Here is a 17,644-nt window from a genome sequence, read left to right as displayed (position 1 = left end):
AAGGGTTCCCGCACTTCGCGTACTCGGCCGCGGGGATGCGGGGCCGCGCCGCCGCGCGTCAGGCGGCGACGTCGAACTCGTGCGTGCCGCTGCCGACCGCCACGGGCTCCGTGCCGGGCAGCTCCACGGTCGCAGTCGCGCCCGTCGGCACGACGACCTGCACGTGCATCCGCCCGCCCTCGATGCGCCAGCCGATGGCCGCGCGCCCGTAGGGCGTCTCGTGCGCGGCCGAGGCGTGCGTGAACCCGCCGCCCGGCTGCGGTGCGAAGCGGATGCTGCGGTAGCCCGGCGACGCCGGAGCGAGCCCGGCGACCACCCGGTGCATCCAGTCCGCCACGGCGCCGAGCGCGTAGTGGTTGAACGACGTCATCGACCCGGGGTTCACGGTGCCGTCGGGGCGCAGGCTGTCCCAGCGCTCCCAGATCGTGGTGCCGCCCTGGCGCACCGCGTACAGCCACGACGGCGCGCCCTCCTCCAGGAGGAGGTCGTACGCGGCATCCGCATGCCCCGTCTCGGTGAGCGCGTCGCTGACGATGGGCGTGCCGACGAAGCCGGTCGCGATGCGGTGGTCGGCCTCCTCGACGAGCTCGGCGAGGCGGTCGCCGGCGGCCGAGCGCAGGGCGTCGGGCACGAGGTCGAACGCGATCGCGAGCGAGTACGCGGTCTGCGCGTCGCTCGTCATGCGGCCGTCCGACCCGACGTACGCGGCCGTGAACGCCGCCCGCACCTCGGCGGCCAGCGCGTCGAACCGCGCCCGGTCGTCCTCGAGTCCGAGCACCTCGGCCATGCGCGCCACGCGCTCCGCCGAGCGGGCGAAGTACGCGGTCGCGACGAGGTAGCGGTCGGTGCGGGCGTCGGCCGGGTCGTGCGGGGGAGCGGCGGGGTCGAGCCAGTCGCCGAGCTGGAAGCCGCCCTCCCAGAGCCGGTTCTCGCCGGCGAGGCGCTCCTGCAGCTCGACCCAGCGGCGGGCGCTGTCGTACTGGCGGCGGAGGATCCCCGGGTCGTCGAACCGCTCGTAGAGCGTCCACGGCGTGATCGCGGCCGCATCGCCCCAGGCGGCGCCGGGCTGGATCGGCGTCCACATGCGTTGCGCGGGGATGACCGGCACGTACCAGGGCACCGTGCCGTCGGGCAGCTGTTCGAGCGCGACGTCCTTGAGCCACCCCGAGAGCATGCCCGACACGTCGTAGAGGAACGACGCGGTCGGCGCGAAGACCTGGATGTCGCCGGTCCAGCCGACGCGCTCGTCGCGCTGCGGGCAGTCGGTAGGGATGTCGAGGAAGTTGCCGCGCATGCTCCACACGACGTTCTCGTGCAGGCGGTTCACGAGCGCGTTCGACGAGTCGAACCAGCCGGTGCGCTCCATGTCGGTGTGGTACACCCGCGCCACGATGTCGCCGTTCGCGACGGCCGCGTCGAGGTCGCCGGGCCACTCCGTCACCTCGGCGTAACGGAAGCCGTGGAACGTGAAGCGCGGCTCCCACTCCTCGCCCTCGCGCCCGGCGAGCACGTACTCGTCGGTCGACTTCGCCGACCGCAGCGGGCGGGTGTAGATCTCGCCCTCCTGCAGCACCTCGGCGGTGCGCAGCACGACACGGTCGCCGGATGCCCCGCTCACGCGGATCCGCATGCGTCCCACGAGGTTCTGCCCGAAGTCGAGCACGCGGGCGCCGCTCGGGGTGGTGAGCACCTCGACCGGCGCGACCTCCTCGGTGCAGCGCACGGGCGGTCCGTCGGGCGCGACGAGCGTGCGCGGGTCGCGGCGGGCGGCGACCACGCGTCCCCAGCCGGCGTCGTCGAATCCGGCGCTCGACCAGCCGGCCTCCTCGAGGCGGGCGTCGTGCAGCTCGCCGTCGTAGTTGCCGGTGCGAACGATCGGGCTGGGCGCGGCGCGCCAGGAGTCGTCGGTCGCGACGGTCTCGGTGCTGCCGTCCGCGTAGCGCAGCTCGAGCTGCGCGAGCAGCGACAGGTCGTGGCCGTAGAGGTTGCGGAACCCGGTGTCCCAGCCGATCCGCCCGCGGTACCAGCCGTCGCCGAGCCACGAGCCGATGGCGTTCTCGCCCGCGGTGACGAGGTCGGTCACGTCGTAGGTGAGGTAGCGGAGGCGCTCGTTGTAGGGCGTCCACCCGGGCGACATGGTGTCGGTGCCCACGCGGCGGCCGTTCAGCTCGACCTCGTAGAGGCCGTGCGCGGTGACGTAGAGGCGGGCGGCGACGAGGCCGGGGCGGGCGGCGAACGCGCGGCGCACCACCGACGGGCGGCGCTCCTCGGCGAGCGGGTCCTCCTGCGCAGCCGAGCCCACGGGGTAGGCGATCCAGTCGGATGCCTCGAGCAGGCCGGCCTCGACGACCCCGGGCTCGCTCCACTCGGAGCGACTTCCGTCGGCGCCGGTGACGCGCACGCGCACGACGGCGCGCTCGCGCGAGGCGAGCGGGGCGACCGGCCACGGCACGAGGACCTGGTCGTCGGTGGCCACGGGGTCGGAGGTCCAGCCGGCGGGCGCTCCGGGCGCGTCGGCGAAGGTGGCGGTGCCGGGCGCGTCGGCTGACGGGGCGCCGGTCGTGCCGGTGGTGCCGGGTACGCCGTCGGCGCCGTCGCGCTCGACGTGCAGCTCGTAGGCCGCCTGGGTCCAGCCGGCGGGCGCCTGCGTCTTCCACGACAGGCGGGGCTCGGGGGTTCCGATGCCGAGCGCCTCGCGGTGGTGCTCGAACGTGGGGGCAGCGACGACGATGCTCATGGGAGGTCTCCTGGTGCGCGGCCATCGCGTCGGTGCGGGGCCGGGGTCGCTGCCCATCATGCCAGCCAATTGACACGTTTCAAACTCTGCGCGAGGATTGGTGCGATCAATCGACGAGGGAGTCACGATGCGCATCGCCGTCACGGGCAGTTCCGGCAAGCTCGGACGGGCGACCGTCGAGCGGCTCCGAGCCGACGGGCACGACGTCATCGGCTTCGACCTGGTCGGCGCTCCCGGCTTCGGGTTCACCCGCGTCGACCTGCAGGATTACGGGCAGGTGCTCGACGCGCTGCTCGGCGTGACGGCCCGCCACGAGGGCCTCGACGCGCTGGTGCACCTCGCCGCACTGCCGGTCAACGGCCTGGTGCCGGATGCCGCGACCTTCACGAACAACGTCACCGCGACGTTCCACGTGCTGCACGGTGCCGTGCGCGCGGGCATCGACACGATCGTGACCGCCTCGAGCATCACCGCCATGGGCTTCCCCGACTTCGCGCACCTCACCGCGCTCCCCGTCGACGAGACGTACACCGAGGCGAACAACACCTACGCGCTCGGCAAGGTCGCCGAGGAGGCGATCTCCGCGCAGCTCGTCGGCTGGCGCGAGGGCCTCAGCATCACGGCGCTGCGCTTCACCAACGTGGTCGACCCCGACGAGTACGGCTCGTTCGAGCGCGCCGGCGACCCCGAGTACCGCAGGGACCTGCTGCACAGCTACGTCGACTCGCGCGACGGGGCCGCGGCCGTCGCCCTCGCCCTGCGCCACGCCGCCCCCGGCTTCGAGGTCTACAACGTCGCCGCACCCGACTCGGGCATGACCGTGCCGACCGCCGAGCTCGCGGCCCGGCACTACCCCGACGTGCCGGTCGTGAAGCAGCTCGGCGAGTTCGAGACGCTCATGTCGATCGACAAGGCGCGCGACCGCCTCGGATTCGAGCCGCAGCACCTCTGGCGCGACGAGTACGCCAGGTGGAGGGCCGAGCAGGCCACCCCATGAACTCAGCGTGCGGCGACCGTCAGCGTCGCGATGCGGTACAGGCTCGTCGTCGCGGTGATGAACAGGTCGCGCCCGTCGGCGCCGCCGAACGTCACGTTCGACACCACCTCGGGCACCCGGATGTGGTGCAGGTGCCGCCCGGCGGGCGTGTAGACGTGCACGCCGTCGCCCGCCGACGTCCAGAGCCGGCCCTCCTCGTCGATCGCGAACCCGTCGGAGACGCCGGTCGGCACCTTCGCGAAGTGCGCGCCCGGGCCCGTCACCCGCACGCCGTCTGTGGGGTAGGACTGGATGTGCGTGTCGGCCTCGTGGCCGGCGAGCGACCCGGTGTCCGACACGTAGAGCACGCCCTCGTCGGGCGAGAAGCCGATGCCGTTCGGGTGCACGAGATCGGTGACGACGGGCTCCACGTCGCCGGTCGCCGGGTCGAAGCGGAAGACGTAGCATCCGTCGTACTCCTGCGGCGCCGGGTGCCCCTCGCGCCCGCTCGGGTCGAGCCCGTAGGGCGGGTCGGTGAACCAGATCGAGCCGTCGGATGCCACGGCGACGTCGTTCGGCGAGTTGAACCGCCCCTCGGCCCACTGCCCCACGAGCGTCTCGGGACCGTCGGCGCCCTCGCGCTCGATCGCCCGCCGGCCGTGGCTGCACTGCACGACGCGGCCCTCGAGGTCGAGCGCGCGCCCGTTCGTGTACTCGGCGCCGTCGCGGAAGACGCTGAGGCGCCGGGTCGCGGCGTCCCACTCGAGGATCCGGTTGTTCGGGATGTCGCTCCAGCGCACCCGTCCCAGCTCGGGCAGCCACAGCGGGCCCTCCGCCCACTCGCAGCCCGACGCGAGCTTCTCGAGCCTCGCGCCACCGGCGATGAGTCCGATTCCGGTCATGCCCGTTCCCTTCGCCCTCGGTCCGCCCGGGGCATCCGCACCCGGCCGCGCTCGATGTCAGCGTAGCCCGCACCCACCCCCGAGTCGCCCGCACCCACACTGAGAGGACACCCTCCCCATGCACCCCCGCTTCGCACCGGTCGAACTCGCCTTCGCCGGCCCGGCCACCCCGATCCCCGCCGATGTCGAGCCGCTCCGGGTGCGCTTCGTGCACGCCGACGGCGACACGATCACGGTGCCCGGCTTCTGGGACGGCGACGACCGCTACCTCGTGCGCTTCGCACCCGAGCAGGAGGGCGCATGGTCGTGGGAGAGCGAGTCGCACGCCCCCGAGCTCGACGCCCGCACGGGCGGGTTCGACGTCGGGCCCGCGGCGCCCGGCGAGCACGGCCCGGTGCGGGTCGCAGGCACGTACCACTTCGCCCACGCCGACGGCACGCCGTTCCGGCCGGTCGGGGCGACCGCCTACAACTGGCTGCACCAGGAGGAGCCGCTCTTCACCGAGACCGTCGACGCGGTCGCCGGGGCGGGCATGAACAAGCTGCGATTCATGGTGTTCCCGCAGGCGGGCGGCTACGTCGAGCACTTCCCCGAGCTGCTGCCGTTCGAGCGCGACGCCGACGGCGGCTGGGACGTCACCCGGCCCGTGCCGGCGTTCTTCCGGCGCCTGGACGAGGCGGTGCGCACGCTGGGCGCCGCCGGCATCCAGGCCGAGGTGCTCATCTACAACGCCTACGACTACGGGCGCTTCGGCCTCGACGGGCTCACCGAGGAGCAGGACGCCGCCTACCTCCGCTACCTGGTCGCGCGGCTCTCGGCGTTCCCGAACGTGTGGTGGTCGCTGTGCAACGAGTTCGACCAGCTCGACCGGCCCGACGAGCGGTGGGATGCCGCGGGGCTGCGCCTCGCCGAGATCGACCCGCACGACCACCCGAGGTCGATCCACAACCTCGTGCGGCTGTTCGACCACAACCGGCCGTGGGTCACGCACGCGTCGCTGCAGCTCGGGCAGGCGACCGAGGACTTCGGCCGCGCGTCGCTGTTCCGCGACGCGTACCGCAAGCCCGTGGTGCTCGACGAGATCAAGTACGAGGGCGACGTGCCCGATCGCTGGGGCCACCTGAGCGCCGAGCAGCTCGTGCACCAGTTCTGGATCACGACGGTCTCGGGCTGCTACGCGTCGCACGGCGAGAGCTTCGTGATCCCGTCGGGCAGCCTGCACATCGTCGAGGGCGGCCCGTTCACCGGCGAGAGCCCGGCGCGGCTCGGGTTCCTCAGGGGCATCCTCGACGAGGTCGACGGCGTGGGCCTCGACCCCGTCGACAACTGGTGGGACGACGCGTTCGTCGCGGGCGTGCAGGGCAGCGTCTACGTCCAGTACCTCGGGCGCGAGGCGCCGGGGGAGTGGGTGTTCCGGCTGCCGATCGGCTGGCGCGGCGTGCAGCTCGAGGCCGGCGACCGGTTCGAGGTCGACGTGATCGACACCTGGCACATGACGGTCGCGCCCGTCGGGCGCGTGTTCGAGATCGACGAGGTGGCGAAGAACGACGCGTGGGCGCGTGCCGCGGCGCCGGTCGCGCTCCCGGCGGGCGAGGCGATCGCGCTGCGCATCCGCCGCGTCGCCTGACCCGAAGGTCGCGATTCGGACACGATCCGCCGGATGGGCCTTCCGGCCCTTCCGTGGTCGGCCGTGCGGACGTATGTTCGCAGAGAGCACGCTCGTTCGCAGAGCGACCAAACAGGGGGAGAGCGTGCGTCCCGGTCGCCGGTGACCGGGACTCGGAAAGGCAACGCACAGCACCGGCGGCCGACGAGTCGCCGAGTTCGAAGGAGAACGCAATGCGAAAGTCACTGTCCCTGGCCGCGGTCGCCCTCGCGTCCGCGCTCGCCCTCACGGCGTGCGGCACCTCGTCGGAGGAGCCGTCGACCGACGAGGGCGCATCCGACACGACGGAGCTCACGCCCGTCACCGTCGGTGTCATCCCGATCGTCGATGTCGCGCCGATCTACCTCGGCGTCGAGGAGGGCTTCTTCGAGGAGCAGGGCCTCGACGTCACGCTCGAGCTCGCGCAGGGCGGCGCCGCGATCGTGCCGGCCGTCGTCTCGGGCGAGTACGAGTTCGGGTTCTCGAACGTCACGTCGCTGCTGCTCGCGACGTACAACGACGTGCCGCTCAAGGCCGTCGCGGCCGGCGTCTTCTCGACGGGAACCGACCCCGACTTCGGCGGCGTGGCCGTGCTCGACGACTCCGACATCGAGTCGCCCGCGGACCTCGCCGGACGCACCGTCGCGGTCAACACGCTGAACAACATCGGCGACTCCACGATCCGCTACGCGGTCGAGCAGGACGGCGGCGACCCGTCGGACATCGACTTCGTCGAGATGGGCTTCCCCGACATGCCCGCGGCGCTGGCGGCCGGCCAGGTGGATGCCGCGTGGATCCTCGAGCCGCACCTCACCCGGGCGCTGCTGCCGGGTGCGCGCGTGGTGAGCTGGAACTACGTGGAGACCGACCCCGACCTCATGATCGCGGCGTACTTCACGAGCCAGGACTTCGCGTCGTCGAACCCCGATGTCGTCGAGGGCTTCGTGGCGGCGCTGCAGGCGTCGTTCGAGCTCGCGTCCTCCGACCCGGCGGTCGTCGCGGACATCCTGGACACCTACACGGACATCGATCCCGAGGTGAAGGACGCGATGACGCTGCCGCGCTTCGAGAGCGAGTTCTCCGAGGACACGGTGGCGCTGCTCGCCGACCTCGCCCTGCAGTACGGGCTCGTCGACGAGGAGATCGACTACTCGGCGCTGCTGCCGTGAGTCAGGCCGGGCGCGTTCGCGGCGCGGCCGCGCCGGGCATCCCCGCGTGGATGCTCGGCGCGGCCGGCGTCGCGACGCTCCTGGTGCTCCTCGAGCTCATCCCGCGGCTGGGACTCATCGACCCGAGGTTCCTGCCTCCGGCGTCGGAGATCCTCGCCGCACTCGCCGAGTCCGCGTCCACCGCGGTGTTCTGGGCCGCGCTCTGGCACACCGTGCTCACGTGGGCGATCGGGCTCGCCATCTCGCTGGTCGCGGGCGTCGTGCTGGGCGTGGTCATCGGCATGATCCCGTTCCTGCGCGAGTTCACCGCCTCGACCATCGAGTTCCTCCGTCCGGTGCCATCGGTCGCCCTGATCCCCGTCGCCGTGCTCCTGCTCGGCACGGGCATGGCGTCGACGCTGCTGCTGGTCGTCTACGCGTCGTTCTGGCAGGTCCTCATCCAGGTGCTGGCCGGGGTGCAGGACGTGGACCCGATCGCGAGCGACACGGCGCGCTCCTACCGGTTCCGCACCCTCACCCGCATCCGCACCGTCGTCTGGCCGACGACGCTGCCCTACGCCATGACGGGGCTCCGCCTCGCCGCGGCGGTCGCCCTGATCCTGACGGTCACGGGTGAGCTGCTCATCAGCTTCGACGGCATCGGCGGCCTGCTCGCGATCGCGCGCGAGTCGGGCGCGGTCGCGTCGATGTACGCCTACGTGATCGTCGCCGGCATGCTCGGCGTCGTCGTCAACATCCTCGCCAGGTGGACGGAGCGACGGGCGCTCTTCTGGCACCCCTCGGTGCGGCTGGAGGTGATGGTATGAGCGCCACGATGAGCCTCAAGACCGTCTCGAAGCGGTCCTCGCGCGGCCGCGGCCGCGGCCTCCTGCGGCGCATCGTGATGATCGTCGCGCTGCCCCTGATCCTGCTCTCGCTGTGGTGGATCGGGTCGGCGAACAGCACGAACTTCCTGAACCCGCCGCTGTCGACCATCATCGGCACGTTCTGGGAGACGTGGTTCACGGCCGACACCTTCGCCGACACGCGGTTCATGTCCGACGTGATCCCGTCGGTCGGCCGGATCCTCGCCGGCTACGGCGTCGCGCTCGTGCTCGGCATCCTGCTCGGCGTGCTCATCGGCTCGCGGCGCAACCTGCGCGCCTTCCTCGAGCCGGTGCTGGAGTTCTTCCGGGCGATCCCGCCGCCCGTGCTGGTGCCGATCTTCATGCTCTTCATGGGCATCGGCCCGGAGATGCGCATCACCGTGATCGCGATCGGCTGCATCTGGCCGATCCTGCTCAACACCGTCGAGGGCGTGCGCGGGCTCGACCCGGTGCTGAAGGACACGGCCAGCGCCTACCGGCTCCGCGGCCGGCGGCGACTGACGCACCTCGTGCTCCCCGGTGCGAGCCCGCAGATCGTCACGGGCGCCCGCCAGGCGCTGTCGATCGGCATCATCCTGATGGTCATCAGCGAGATGTTCGCGGGCCGTGACGGGCTCGGCTTCTCGATCGTGCAGTTCCAGCGGAGCTTCGCGATCCCGGAGATGTGGGGCGGCGTCATCCTGCTCGGCCTGCTCGGCGTCATCATGTCGCTGGTCTTCCGCGTCATCACCGACGTGATCCTCAAGTGGTACTACGGGTACCTGCAGTCCCAACGTGGAGGGGAGTGAACATGACCGACACCGACAACGGCGCGGCGAACTCGGCGACCCTGGAGATCGAGTCCCTCGGCAAGACCTATACCGGGCGCGGCGAGCCCGTCGAGGCCATCGCCGACCTGAGCTTCACGGTCGCGGCGGGCGAGTTCGTGTGCGTCGTCGGCCCGTCGGGCGCCGGCAAGACCACGCTCCTGCGCACGCTCGCGGGCCTGCTCGCGCCCACGACCGGCGAGGTGCGCCTCGCCGGCTCGGTGGTGGACGCGCCGCCGCAGGGCATGGCCGTCGTGCTGCAGGAGTACGGCCGCTCGCTCTTCCCGTGGCTGACCGTCGCGCAGAACGTCGAACTGCCGCTGAAGGAGAAGCACGTGCCGTCCGCGCGGCGGCACGAGCTCGTGCGCGATGCGCTCGCCGCGGTGAGCCTCGCCGGCGACGAGGACAAGTACCCCTGGCAGCTCTCGGGCGGCATGCAGCAGCGCGTCGCGATCGCCCGCGCGGCCGCGTACGAGCCGCAGGTGCTGCTCATGGACGAGCCGTTCGCCGCGGTCGACGCGCAGACCCGCTTCGAGCTCGAGGACCTGGTGCGGCGGCTGTGGAAGCGGCTCGGGGTCACGGTGGTGTTCGTGACCCACGACATCGACGAGGCGATCTACCTCGCCGAGCGCGTGCTCGTGCTCTCGGGACGGCCGACCGTGCTGCTGGAGGACGTGACCGTCGACCTCGGCGACGAGCGCGACCAGCTGGAGACCAGGTCGCACGCCGAGTTCGCGCGATTGCGCACCCATGTGTACGAGCTCGTGCAGGCGGCGAAGAAGGGGGCGCGCTCGCTCGGCGAGGCGCACCTCTCCCACTGAGCGGCTTCGAGATGAACGGCGAGCAGGCCGGCGAACCGGCCAGGGACCCCGACTTCGTGCAGTCGCTCGAGCGCGGGCTGGAGGTCATCCGCGCCTTCGGCGCGCTCACGCCGTCGCTGACGCTGAGCGAGGTCGCGCGCGAGACCGGACTGAGCCGCGCGTCCGCCCGGCGCTTCCTGCACACGCTCGTCGAGCTCGGCTACGTGGGCACGGACGGCCGCGAGTTCTCGCTGCGGCCCCGCGTGCTCGAGCTGGGGTACGCCTACCTGTCGAGCTACTCCCTCCCGGACATCGCGCAGCCGCACCTCACGCAGCTCACGGAGACGGTGGGGGAGTCGTCGTCGGTCGCCGTGCTCGACGGCGCGGACATCGTCTACGTCGCCCGTGTGGGCGCGTACCGCATCATGTCGGCGGCGATCGAGGTGGGCACGCGGTTCCCCGCGTTCGCGACCTCGATGGGCCGGGCGATCCTCGGTGCCGGATCCGACGCGCGCCGGGAGGAGTTCCTGGCGCGCGTCGAGCTGCCGCCGCTCACGCCGCGCACGGTCACCGATCGCGACGAGCTCCGGGAGGCGCTGGACGCGGTGCGCGTGCAGGGCTGGGCGCTCATCGACCAGGAACTCGAGCTCGGGCTGCGCTCGGTCGCCGCGCCGCTGCGGGACATCACCGGAGAGGTCGTCGCCGCGGTGAACGTCTCGGCGCCGGTGCGCCGCGGCGACGTCGACGAGATCAAGGAGGATCTCCTGCCGCACCTGCTGGCTGCGGCCCGCGAGATCGAACTGGACCTCCAGCGCACCCGCACCCGGGTGCGCTGATCGCGGCCCTGAGGAACGGAGCAGACGGATGCCCCCTGAGCGGACACGGATTCTCATCATCGGGGCGGGCCCCGCGGGCCTGCTGCTGTCGACGCTGCTGCACCGCAGCGGGGTCGACCACGTCGTCGTCGAATCGCGCTCCAGGTCGGAGATCGCGCACACGCATCGCGCGGGCATCCTCGAGGCCGGCTCGGTGTCGACGCTCGTCGACCTCGGCCTGACCCGGGTCATCGAGGAGGGCGACCGGCACGACGGCATCGACATGCGATTCGACGGGCGCATGCACCGGATCGACTTCGACGGGCTGGTCGGTCGCTCGGTCTGGCTCTACCCGCAGACCGACGTGTTCGTGGACCTCGCCGACCGGTGCGAGGCCGACGGCGCCGACATCCGCTGGGAGCACCGCGTCACCGAGGTGCTGGACGCGGAGTCCGACCTGCCGGGTGCACGCGTCGAGGGCCCCGACGGCGCGGAGTACGAGGTGCGCGCCGACCTGGTCGTCGGCGCCGACGGGTCGCACTCGATCGTGCGGCACGGCTTCCCCGAGCAGATGCGGCGCACCTGGGTGCACGAGTACCCGTACGCGTGGTTCGGCGTGATCGTCGAGGCGCCGCGCAGCGCGCCCGAGCTCGTGTACACCGAGTCGGAGCACGGCTTCGCGCTGGTCAGCCAGCGCACGCCGACGCTGCAGCGCCTCTACTTCCAGTGCGACCCCGACGAGGATGCCGCGGAATGGGACGACGCGCGCATCTGGCACGAGCTGCAGCGCCGCGTGGCGGGCCCCGACGGGTTCGTGCTCCAGGAGGGGCCGGTGCAGGAGCGCACGGTGCTGCGGTTCCGCTCATCGGTCGTGGAGCCGATGCGGCTCGGCCGGGTCGTGCTCGTCGGCGACGCCGCGCACACCGTGCCGCCGACGGGTGCGAAGGGCCTGAACCTCGCGATCGGCGACGTGGTGGTGCTGCACGAGCTGCTCGAGGAGTGGCTGCGGACGCCCGACGACACGCTGCTCGACGAGTACGGCAGGCGGGCCGGCCGGAGGATCTGGCGCGCGCAGCACTTCTCGGCCTGGATGAGCCGGATGCTGCACTCCACGCCCGACGAGGACGGGTTCGAGCGTCGACGGCGCCTCGCCGAGCTGCACATGCTGGTCGACTCGGAGGCCGGGCGGCGCTACCTCGCCGAGGGCTACACGGGGTGGGTCGACCCCGCGTGACGTTCGGCGCCGGCGGCGCTAGCGACGGGTGCGCAGGCCGTTCCGACGGGGCTCGCGACGCCGTGACGTGAGCTCGGAGCCGCGCACGGTCCGCGCCGCGGACCCGGCCGGCGCCGTCCAGCCGCGCTTCGGCAGCGGGATCGGCGAGGTCACCGCGACCTCCTCGGAGAACTCGGCGGGCACGGGCGGCTCGGGGCGCGTGCGCGGGCACGAGTGCTCGGGCGGGTTCGCCGCGACCACCGCGATGGGACTCGTGATCGCCGGCGCGGGCTGGCGCACGCCGTCGACCAGCCCCGGGGCATCCGCTCGACCCTGCCCGTGGTGGGTGACCGCGAGCCCGAAGCGCGCATCCGGGTCGCGCACGATGCGCAGGCCGCGGGCGACGACCATCCAGGCGAGTCCGATGCCGCACGCGACGACGGCGGCGACGGATGCGGCGCCCAGCGCCCAGCGCGGCCCGAGCCCGTTCGCGATGGCGCCGACGATGGGCGCGCCCACGGGTGCCCCGCCCATGAGGATCGCCATGTAGAGCGCCATCACGCGGCCGCGCACGTCGGGGTCGGTCGTCGTCTGCACGTAGCCGTTCGCGGTCGTGAGCAGCGTTACCGCGGTGAACCCGATGAGGATCGTGGAGGCGGCGAAGCTCCAGTACGTCGGCATGACGACGGCGGCGAAGGTCGCGAGGCCGAACGCGCCGGCCGCGCCGACGATCACCCGCAGCCGGGCGCGGTCGCGACGGGCGGCGAGCAGCGCGCCGGTCAGCGAGCCGATCGCGAGGATCGACGAGAGCATGCCGTACTCGCCCGCGCCGCGGCCGAACTCGACCGCCATGGTCGACGAGAAGATCGGGAAGTTCATGCCGAAGGCGCCGAGGATGAACACGATCGCGAAGACCACGATCAGGTCGGGGCGGCGCCGCACGTAGTGGAGGCCGGCGGCGAGGTCGCCGCGTCCGCGCGTGCGGGGCTTCCGGGGTCGGAGCTGGTCGACGCGGAGTGCCGCGAGTGCACCCAGCACCGCCACGAACGTGACCGCGTTCACCACGAACACCCAGCCGGAGCCGATCAGCACGATGAGGAAGCCGGCGACGGCCGGGCCGATGAGGCGCGCGGCGTTGAACGAGGCCGAGTTGAGCGCGACCGCGTTCGACATGTTGTGCTCGGCGACGAGGTCGGCCACGAAGGTCTGGCGGGCCGGGGCGTCGACCGCGTTCACGATGCCGAGCGCGAGGGCGAACGCGTAGAGGTGCCAGATCGTGGCGTGGCCCGCGATGAGCAGCACGCCGAGGGCCAGGCCGAGCACCATGAGCGCGGTCTGCGTGACCATGAGGATCTTCCGGCGGTCGAACCGGTCGGCGATGAGGCCCGTGATCGGCACGAGCACGAGCTGCGGGCCGAACTGGAGCGCCATGGTGACGCCCACGGCGACGGCGTCGTTGTCGGTCAGCTCGGTGAGCACGACCCAGTTCTGGGTCGTCGCCTGCATCCAGCTGCCGATGTTCGACACGAGGGCCCCGATGAACCAGAGCCGGTAATTGACGCTCGAGAGCGAACGGAACATGGCGCTCAACGGTTGACGATCTCCTCCATCAGCTCGACGGCCCGCGCGAGCACCGCGCGGTCCTCCTTCGGCAGTTCCCTGACGCGTTCGGTGAGCCACGCGTCGCGCTTGGTCACGGTCTCGCTCACGACCGCCGTGCCGGCGTCGCTCAGCGAGATGTTGGTCTTGCGGCCGTCGTCGGGGTCGGCCGAGCGCTCGACGTAGCCGGAGTCCTGCAGGCAGTTGACGGTGCGGTTCATCGAGGGCGCCGACACGCGCTCGCGCTCGGCGAGCCCGGTCAGCGTGTGCGCACCGTCGACGTAGAGCGCCGCGAGCACGGCGAACTGCCCGTCGCTCATGCCGTCGTCGGCCTTCTGCGCCCGCAGCCGGCGCGAGAGGCGGAACACCGCCATCCGCAGGTCGGAACCCTGCTCCGCGATCGTCTTCTGCACGAACGCTTAGCCTAGCTCATTAGCCTTGCTAAGCAAATCGGGAGGGTCCGCGCTCGGGATGCGAGGCGGAAGGGCCGCAGGGTACCGGAGCGGGTCAACCCCCGGCGCGCGTCGGGCGACCATCGGTAACATCGCCGTAATCGCTTCCTGAGAGGCTGCACGAATGGCGACACTCTTCGACGACTACGCTGCGACCCGCAAGGGCCGGCGCAGGCGGAAGGGCGCCACGCCGTGGGACGAGATGTTCCCGTCCGACGAGGTCGGCGTGCGCCCTCCGTACCGTCAGATCCACACCGCGCTCGCCCGGATGACCCAGGACGAGCTGCGCGGACGTACGGAGGCCCTCGCGAGCTCGTACCTCGCGCAGGGCGTGACCTTCGACTTCGCGGGCGAGGAACGGCCGTTCCCGCTCGACGCGGTGCCCCGGGTCATCTCCGCGAGCGACTGGGCCCAGGTCGAGGCCGGCGTGCGCCAGCGCGTCGTGTCGCTCGAGCGGTTCCTCGCCGACGTCTACGGCCCGCAGGCCTGCGTGCGCGACGGGGTGATCCCGGCATCCCTCATCTCGACCTCCAAGCACTTCCACCGCCAGGCGGTCGGCATCGAGACCCCGAACAACGTGCGCGTGCACGTGTCGGGCATCGACCTGATCCGTGACGAGGTCGGCGCGTGGCGCGTCCTCGAGGACAACGTGCGCGTGCCGAGCGGCGTCTCGTACGTCATCTCGAACCGCCGCGTCATGGCGCAGACGCTGCCCGAACTGTTCGTCTCGATGCGCGTCAAGCCGGTCGGCGACTACCCGAACCGGCTCCTCCAGTCGCTCCAGGCGAGCGCACCCGAGGGCGTCGAGGACCCGAACATCGTCGTGCTCACGCCCGGCGTGTTCAACTCGGCCTACTTCGAGCACACCCTGCTCGCCCGCCTCATGGGCGTCGAGCTCGTCGAGGGGCGCGACCTGTTCTGCTCGGGCGGCCGGGTCTGGATGCGCACGACCGCCGGCCCGACCCGCGTCGACGTCATCTACCGCCGCGTGGACGACGAGTTCATCGACCCGCAGCAGTTCCGGCACGACTCGGTGCTCGGCGCGCCGGGCCTGCTGCTCGCCGCGCGACTCGGCAACGTCACGATCGCGAACGGCGTCGGCAACGGCGTCGCCGACGACAAGCTGACCTACACGTACCTGCCCGACCTCATCCGCTACTACCTGGGCGAGGAGCCGATCCTCCCGAACGTCGACACCTGGCGGCTCGAGGAGCCCGGCGCGCTCGAGGAGGTGCTCGACCGACTCGACGAGCTCGTGGTGAAGCCCGTCGACGGCTCGGGCGGCAAGGGCCTGGTGGTGGGGCCGGATGCCTCGAAGCAGGAACTGGCCACGCTCCGCGCCCAGCTCCAGGCCGACCCCCGCGGCTGGATCGCGCAGCCGGTCGTGCAGCTCTCGACCATCCCGACGCTCGTCGACGATGGCATGCGGCCCCGGCACGCCGACCTCCGCCCCTTCGCGGTCAACGACGGCGACGACGTGTGGGTGCTGCCCGGCGGACTCACCCGCGTCGCCCTCCCCGAGGGCCAGCTCGTCGTGAACTCGTCGCAGGGCGGCGGCTCGAAGGACACCTGGATCGTCGGCGACGGTCCGGCCGAGCCCGTCACGGCCCGCCCGGTGCACCGCGACGCCGGCCAGCTGGTCGGCGAGCAGGCCTCGGGCCCTGCCACCGGGGTGCTGAACATCCTCGACCTCGAGAACGAGGAGGCCATGTCCCCCATCGGCGGCAACGGCCCGACCGTCGAGCCCGCGCACGTCGCCCCGCCGCTGTCGAGCGCCCCCGAGGACGAGGACGCCGACGCCCGGCTGCAGCAGCAACAGCAGCAACAGCAGCAGGCGAGGGGCGGTGGTGCATCATGCTGAGCCGCATCGCCGAGTCGCTGTTCTGGATCGGCCGCTACGTCGAGCGCAGCGACGGCACCGCCCGCATCCTCGACGTGCACCTCCAGCTGCTGCTCGAGGACCCGTGGATCGACGAGGACACCGCGTGCCGGTCGCTCATGTCGGTCATGGGCTCCGAGCCGAACGACGACGTCGAGCTGAACCGCGCCGACGTGATGGACCTGCTGGCCGTGAACCGCGACCACGTGGCATCCATCGCCTATTCGATCGCGAGCGCCCGCGAGAACGCCCGCCGCGCCCGCGAGATCGTCTCGACCGAGCTCTGGGAGTGTCTCAACACCACGAACGCGCGGATGCCGCGGACGGTCGCGAGCGACAAGACGCACGAGTTCTTCCGCTGGGTGCGCGACCGCGCCGCCCTCGCCATCGGCGTCGCCAACACGGGCGCGAGCCGCGACGAGGCCTGGCAGTTCTTCTCGCTCGGCCGGGCGATCGAGCAGGCCGACATGACCGCGCGCCTGCTCGCGACCCGGTCGCTGACCGAGGCATCCGGCCCGTCGTGGACCACCCTGCTGCGCAGCTGCGGGGCCTACGAGGCGTACCTGCGCAGCTACCGGGGCATGCCGTCGTCGGAGTCGGCCGCCGAGTTCCTCATTCTCGACCGGCTGTTCCCGCGGTCGATCCTGTACTCGGTGAGCCGCGCCGAGGAGGCGCTGCGCGAGATCGACCCGCGCTCCGGCCGGGTCGGGGTCGAGGACCAGGCGAGGCGCCTGCTCGGCCAGATCCGCGGCGAGCTCGAGTACCGGCCGATCACCGACATCACGGTCGACCTGTCGGGCAAGATGGAGCACATCCAGGAGGTCACCTCGGCGGCGAGCGAGGCCATCCGCAAGCGATACTTCCCGACGAGCGGGATGCCGGTCTGGACGGGGGAGATCACGTGAGCAGGCTCCGCATCGTCCACCGCACGGGCTTCACCTACGACGAGCCCGCGACGGCGTCGTACAACGAGGCCCGGCTGCTGCCGTACTCGGGCGGCGAGCAGTTCGTGCTCGCGTCGAACCTCGACATCCGTCCCGCCGCCGCACAGCACGCGTACCTCGACTACTGGGGCACGCGCGTCTCGACCTTCGAGGTGCTGACCCCGCACCGCGAGCTCTCGGTCACCGCGTCGAGCCTCGTCGAGGTGCGCCCCGTGCCGCACGAGCCCGTGGACATCCCGTGGGACGAGCTGCGCACGCTCTCGACCTCGACCACCGAGTTCGTCGAGCAGATCACGCAGACGGATGCCACGCGGCCGCCGGCCGAGGTCGTCGAGCTCGCCCGGTCGATCGCCGACCGCGGCGGCTCGGTCGCCGAGACGGCGCTCGCCGTGGCGCAGGCCGTCGGCGAGGCGCTCGAGTACATGCCGGGCGTCACCGGCGTGCACTCCACCGCGACCGAGGCGTGGGAGCACCGCAAGGGCGTCTGCCAGGACATCGCGCACGTGACGCTGGGCGCGCTGCGCTCGCTGGGCATCCCCGCACGGTACGTCTCGGGGTACCTGCACCCGAACCACGACACCCCGCTCGGCGTGGCCGTCACCGGCGAGTCGCACGCGTGGGTCGAGTGGTACGCGGGCGACTGGCGTGGCTACGACCCCACGAACCTCATCGAGATCGGCGAGCGGCACGTGCTCGTGGCGCGCGGCCGCGACTACCACGACGTGGCGCCGCTGCGCGGGGTGTACGCGAGCCCTGGGGCATCCGAGATGTTCGTGACCGTGCAGATCACGCGCGAGGCCTGAGCGTTTCGACAGCGGGGCGGCCCGGCCGCTCTGCGAGG

Annotated in this window: 15 protein-coding genes; 11 read left to right on the top strand and 4 right to left on the bottom strand. The window is 72.1% G+C overall.

The window, feature by feature from the left end; translation table 11 throughout:
• Positions 1-58: 58 nt before the first annotated feature.
• The gene (locus QMG39_RS06245) at positions 59-2,737 is read right to left on the bottom strand and encodes a family 78 glycoside hydrolase catalytic domain (RefSeq protein ID WP_281883145.1); all 2,679 of its coding nucleotides are present in this window, start codon (positions 2,735-2,737) and stop codon (positions 59-61) included.
• A gap of 127 nt (positions 2,738-2,864) precedes the next feature.
• On the opposite strand from QMG39_RS06245, the gene QMG39_RS06240 reads away from it, so the two are divergent.
• Complete coding sequence (locus QMG39_RS06240; RefSeq protein WP_281883143.1) at positions 2,865-3,734, top strand: NAD-dependent epimerase/dehydratase family protein; 870 nt, start codon at positions 2,865-2,867, stop codon at positions 3,732-3,734.
• Between the two features lie 2 nt (positions 3,735-3,736).
• Here the strand turns inward: QMG39_RS06240 and QMG39_RS06235 are convergent, their stop codons facing one another.
• Positions 3,737-4,615 carry an SMP-30/gluconolactonase/LRE family protein gene (locus QMG39_RS06235; RefSeq protein WP_281883141.1) on the bottom strand — a complete coding sequence of 293 codons (879 nt, stop codon included), beginning with the start codon at positions 4,613-4,615 and terminating at the stop codon, positions 3,737-3,739.
• Positions 4,616-4,733: 118 nt separating this feature from the next.
• Here QMG39_RS06235 and QMG39_RS06230 point away from each other — a divergent pair, with 118 nt between their 5' ends.
• From QMG39_RS06230 to QMG39_RS06200, 7 genes are all read left to right on the top strand, one after another.
• A complete protein-coding gene (locus QMG39_RS06230) occupies positions 4,734-6,242 on the top strand; it encodes an apiosidase-like domain-containing protein (protein ID WP_281883139.1) in 1,509 nt (502 codons plus the stop codon).
• A gap of 212 nt (positions 6,243-6,454) precedes the next feature.
• Positions 6,455-7,429 carry an ABC transporter substrate-binding protein gene (locus tag QMG39_RS06225; protein WP_281883137.1) on the top strand — a complete coding sequence of 325 codons (975 nt, stop codon included), beginning with the start codon at positions 6,455-6,457 and terminating at the stop codon, positions 7,427-7,429.
• Positions 7,426-8,235 carry an ABC transporter permease gene (locus QMG39_RS06220; RefSeq protein ID WP_281883136.1) on the top strand — a complete coding sequence of 270 codons (810 nt, stop codon included), beginning with the start codon at positions 7,426-7,428 and terminating at the stop codon, positions 8,233-8,235. The genes QMG39_RS06225 and QMG39_RS06220 overlap by 4 nt, the downstream gene beginning before the upstream one ends.
• Positions 8,232-9,083, top strand: coding sequence for an ABC transporter permease (locus tag QMG39_RS06215; protein ID WP_281883135.1), 852 nt, complete (start codon positions 8,232-8,234; stop codon positions 9,081-9,083). Before QMG39_RS06220 ends, QMG39_RS06215 begins: the two co-directional genes overlap by 4 nt.
• 2 nt (positions 9,084-9,085) lie before the next feature.
• Positions 9,086-9,922, top strand: coding sequence for an ABC transporter ATP-binding protein (locus QMG39_RS06210; RefSeq protein WP_281883134.1), 837 nt, complete (start codon positions 9,086-9,088; stop codon positions 9,920-9,922).
• Between the two features lie 11 nt (positions 9,923-9,933).
• Positions 9,934-10,737, top strand: a complete 804-nt coding sequence (locus QMG39_RS06205) for an IclR family transcriptional regulator domain-containing protein (RefSeq protein WP_281883133.1) — start codon at positions 9,934-9,936, stop codon at positions 10,735-10,737.
• Between the two features lie 28 nt (positions 10,738-10,765).
• Complete coding sequence (locus QMG39_RS06200) at positions 10,766-11,950, top strand: 4-hydroxybenzoate 3-monooxygenase (protein ID WP_281883132.1); 1,185 nt, start codon at positions 10,766-10,768, stop codon at positions 11,948-11,950.
• Positions 11,951-11,968: 18 nt separating this feature from the next.
• Here QMG39_RS06200 and QMG39_RS06195 read toward each other — a convergent pair whose 3' ends face one another.
• Positions 11,969-13,510: an MFS transporter gene (locus tag QMG39_RS06195; RefSeq protein WP_281883131.1), complete on the bottom strand. Its 1,542-nt coding sequence runs from the start codon at positions 13,508-13,510 to the stop codon at positions 11,969-11,971.
• A 5-nt stretch (positions 13,511-13,515) separates the two neighbouring features.
• Positions 13,516-13,941, bottom strand: coding sequence for a MarR family winged helix-turn-helix transcriptional regulator (locus QMG39_RS06190; RefSeq protein WP_281883130.1), 426 nt, complete (start codon positions 13,939-13,941; stop codon positions 13,516-13,518).
• Positions 13,942-14,104: 163 nt separating this feature from the next.
• On the opposite strand from QMG39_RS06190, the gene QMG39_RS06185 reads away from it, so the two are divergent.
• Genes QMG39_RS06185 through QMG39_RS06175 form a run of 3 tightly spaced genes read left to right on the top strand, consistent with a single transcriptional unit; the run spans position 14,105 to position 17,606 of the window.
• The gene (locus tag QMG39_RS06185) at positions 14,105-15,841 is read left to right on the top strand and encodes a circularly permuted type 2 ATP-grasp protein (RefSeq protein WP_281883129.1); all 1,737 of its coding nucleotides are present in this window, start codon (positions 14,105-14,107) and stop codon (positions 15,839-15,841) included.
• Positions 15,835-16,764 carry an alpha-E domain-containing protein gene (locus tag QMG39_RS06180; RefSeq protein ID WP_281883128.1) on the top strand — a complete coding sequence of 310 codons (930 nt, stop codon included), beginning with the start codon at positions 15,835-15,837 and terminating at the stop codon, positions 16,762-16,764. Before QMG39_RS06185 ends, QMG39_RS06180 begins: the two co-directional genes overlap by 7 nt.
• Positions 16,761-17,606, top strand: coding sequence for a transglutaminase family protein (locus QMG39_RS06175; RefSeq protein WP_281883127.1), 846 nt, complete (start codon positions 16,761-16,763; stop codon positions 17,604-17,606). The genes QMG39_RS06180 and QMG39_RS06175 overlap by 4 nt, the downstream gene beginning before the upstream one ends.
• Positions 17,607-17,644: the final 38 nt, after the last annotated feature.

The organism is Agromyces rhizosphaerae (genome assembly GCF_027925245.1).
GTDB lineage: Bacteria > Actinomycetota > Actinomycetes > Actinomycetales > Microbacteriaceae > Agromyces > Agromyces rhizosphaerae.
Note: the sequence above shows the minus strand (reverse complement) of the source record. Positions and strands in the feature narration are given on the sequence as shown.

Excerpts from the sequence above, each read along its gene's own strand:
- QMG39_RS06245 (WP_281883145.1), bottom strand. The coding sequence starts at position 2,737 with ATGAGCATCGTCGTCGCTGCCCCCACGTTCGAGCACCACCGCGAGGCG.
- QMG39_RS06240 (WP_281883143.1), top strand. The coding sequence starts at position 2,865 with ATGCGCATCGCCGTCACGGGCAGTTCCGGCAAGCTCGGACGGGCGACC.
- QMG39_RS06235 (WP_281883141.1), bottom strand. The coding sequence starts at position 4,615 with ATGACCGGAATCGGACTCATCGCCGGTGGCGCGAGGCTCGAGAAGCTC.
- QMG39_RS06230 (WP_281883139.1), top strand. The coding sequence starts at position 4,734 with ATGCACCCCCGCTTCGCACCGGTCGAACTCGCCTTCGCCGGCCCGGCC.
- QMG39_RS06225 (WP_281883137.1), top strand. The coding sequence starts at position 6,455 with ATGCGAAAGTCACTGTCCCTGGCCGCGGTCGCCCTCGCGTCCGCGCTC.
- QMG39_RS06215 (WP_281883135.1), top strand. The coding sequence starts at position 8,232 with ATGAGCGCCACGATGAGCCTCAAGACCGTCTCGAAGCGGTCCTCGCGC.
- QMG39_RS06210 (WP_281883134.1), top strand. The coding sequence starts at position 9,086 with ATGACCGACACCGACAACGGCGCGGCGAACTCGGCGACCCTGGAGATC.
- QMG39_RS06205 (WP_281883133.1), top strand. The coding sequence starts at position 9,934 with ATGAACGGCGAGCAGGCCGGCGAACCGGCCAGGGACCCCGACTTCGTG.
- QMG39_RS06200 (WP_281883132.1), top strand. The coding sequence starts at position 10,766 with ATGCCCCCTGAGCGGACACGGATTCTCATCATCGGGGCGGGCCCCGCG.
- QMG39_RS06195 (WP_281883131.1), bottom strand. The coding sequence starts at position 13,510 with ATGTTCCGTTCGCTCTCGAGCGTCAATTACCGGCTCTGGTTCATCGGG.
- QMG39_RS06185 (WP_281883129.1), top strand. The coding sequence starts at position 14,105 with ATGGCGACACTCTTCGACGACTACGCTGCGACCCGCAAGGGCCGGCGC.
- QMG39_RS06180 (WP_281883128.1), top strand. The coding sequence starts at position 15,835 with ATGCTGAGCCGCATCGCCGAGTCGCTGTTCTGGATCGGCCGCTACGTC.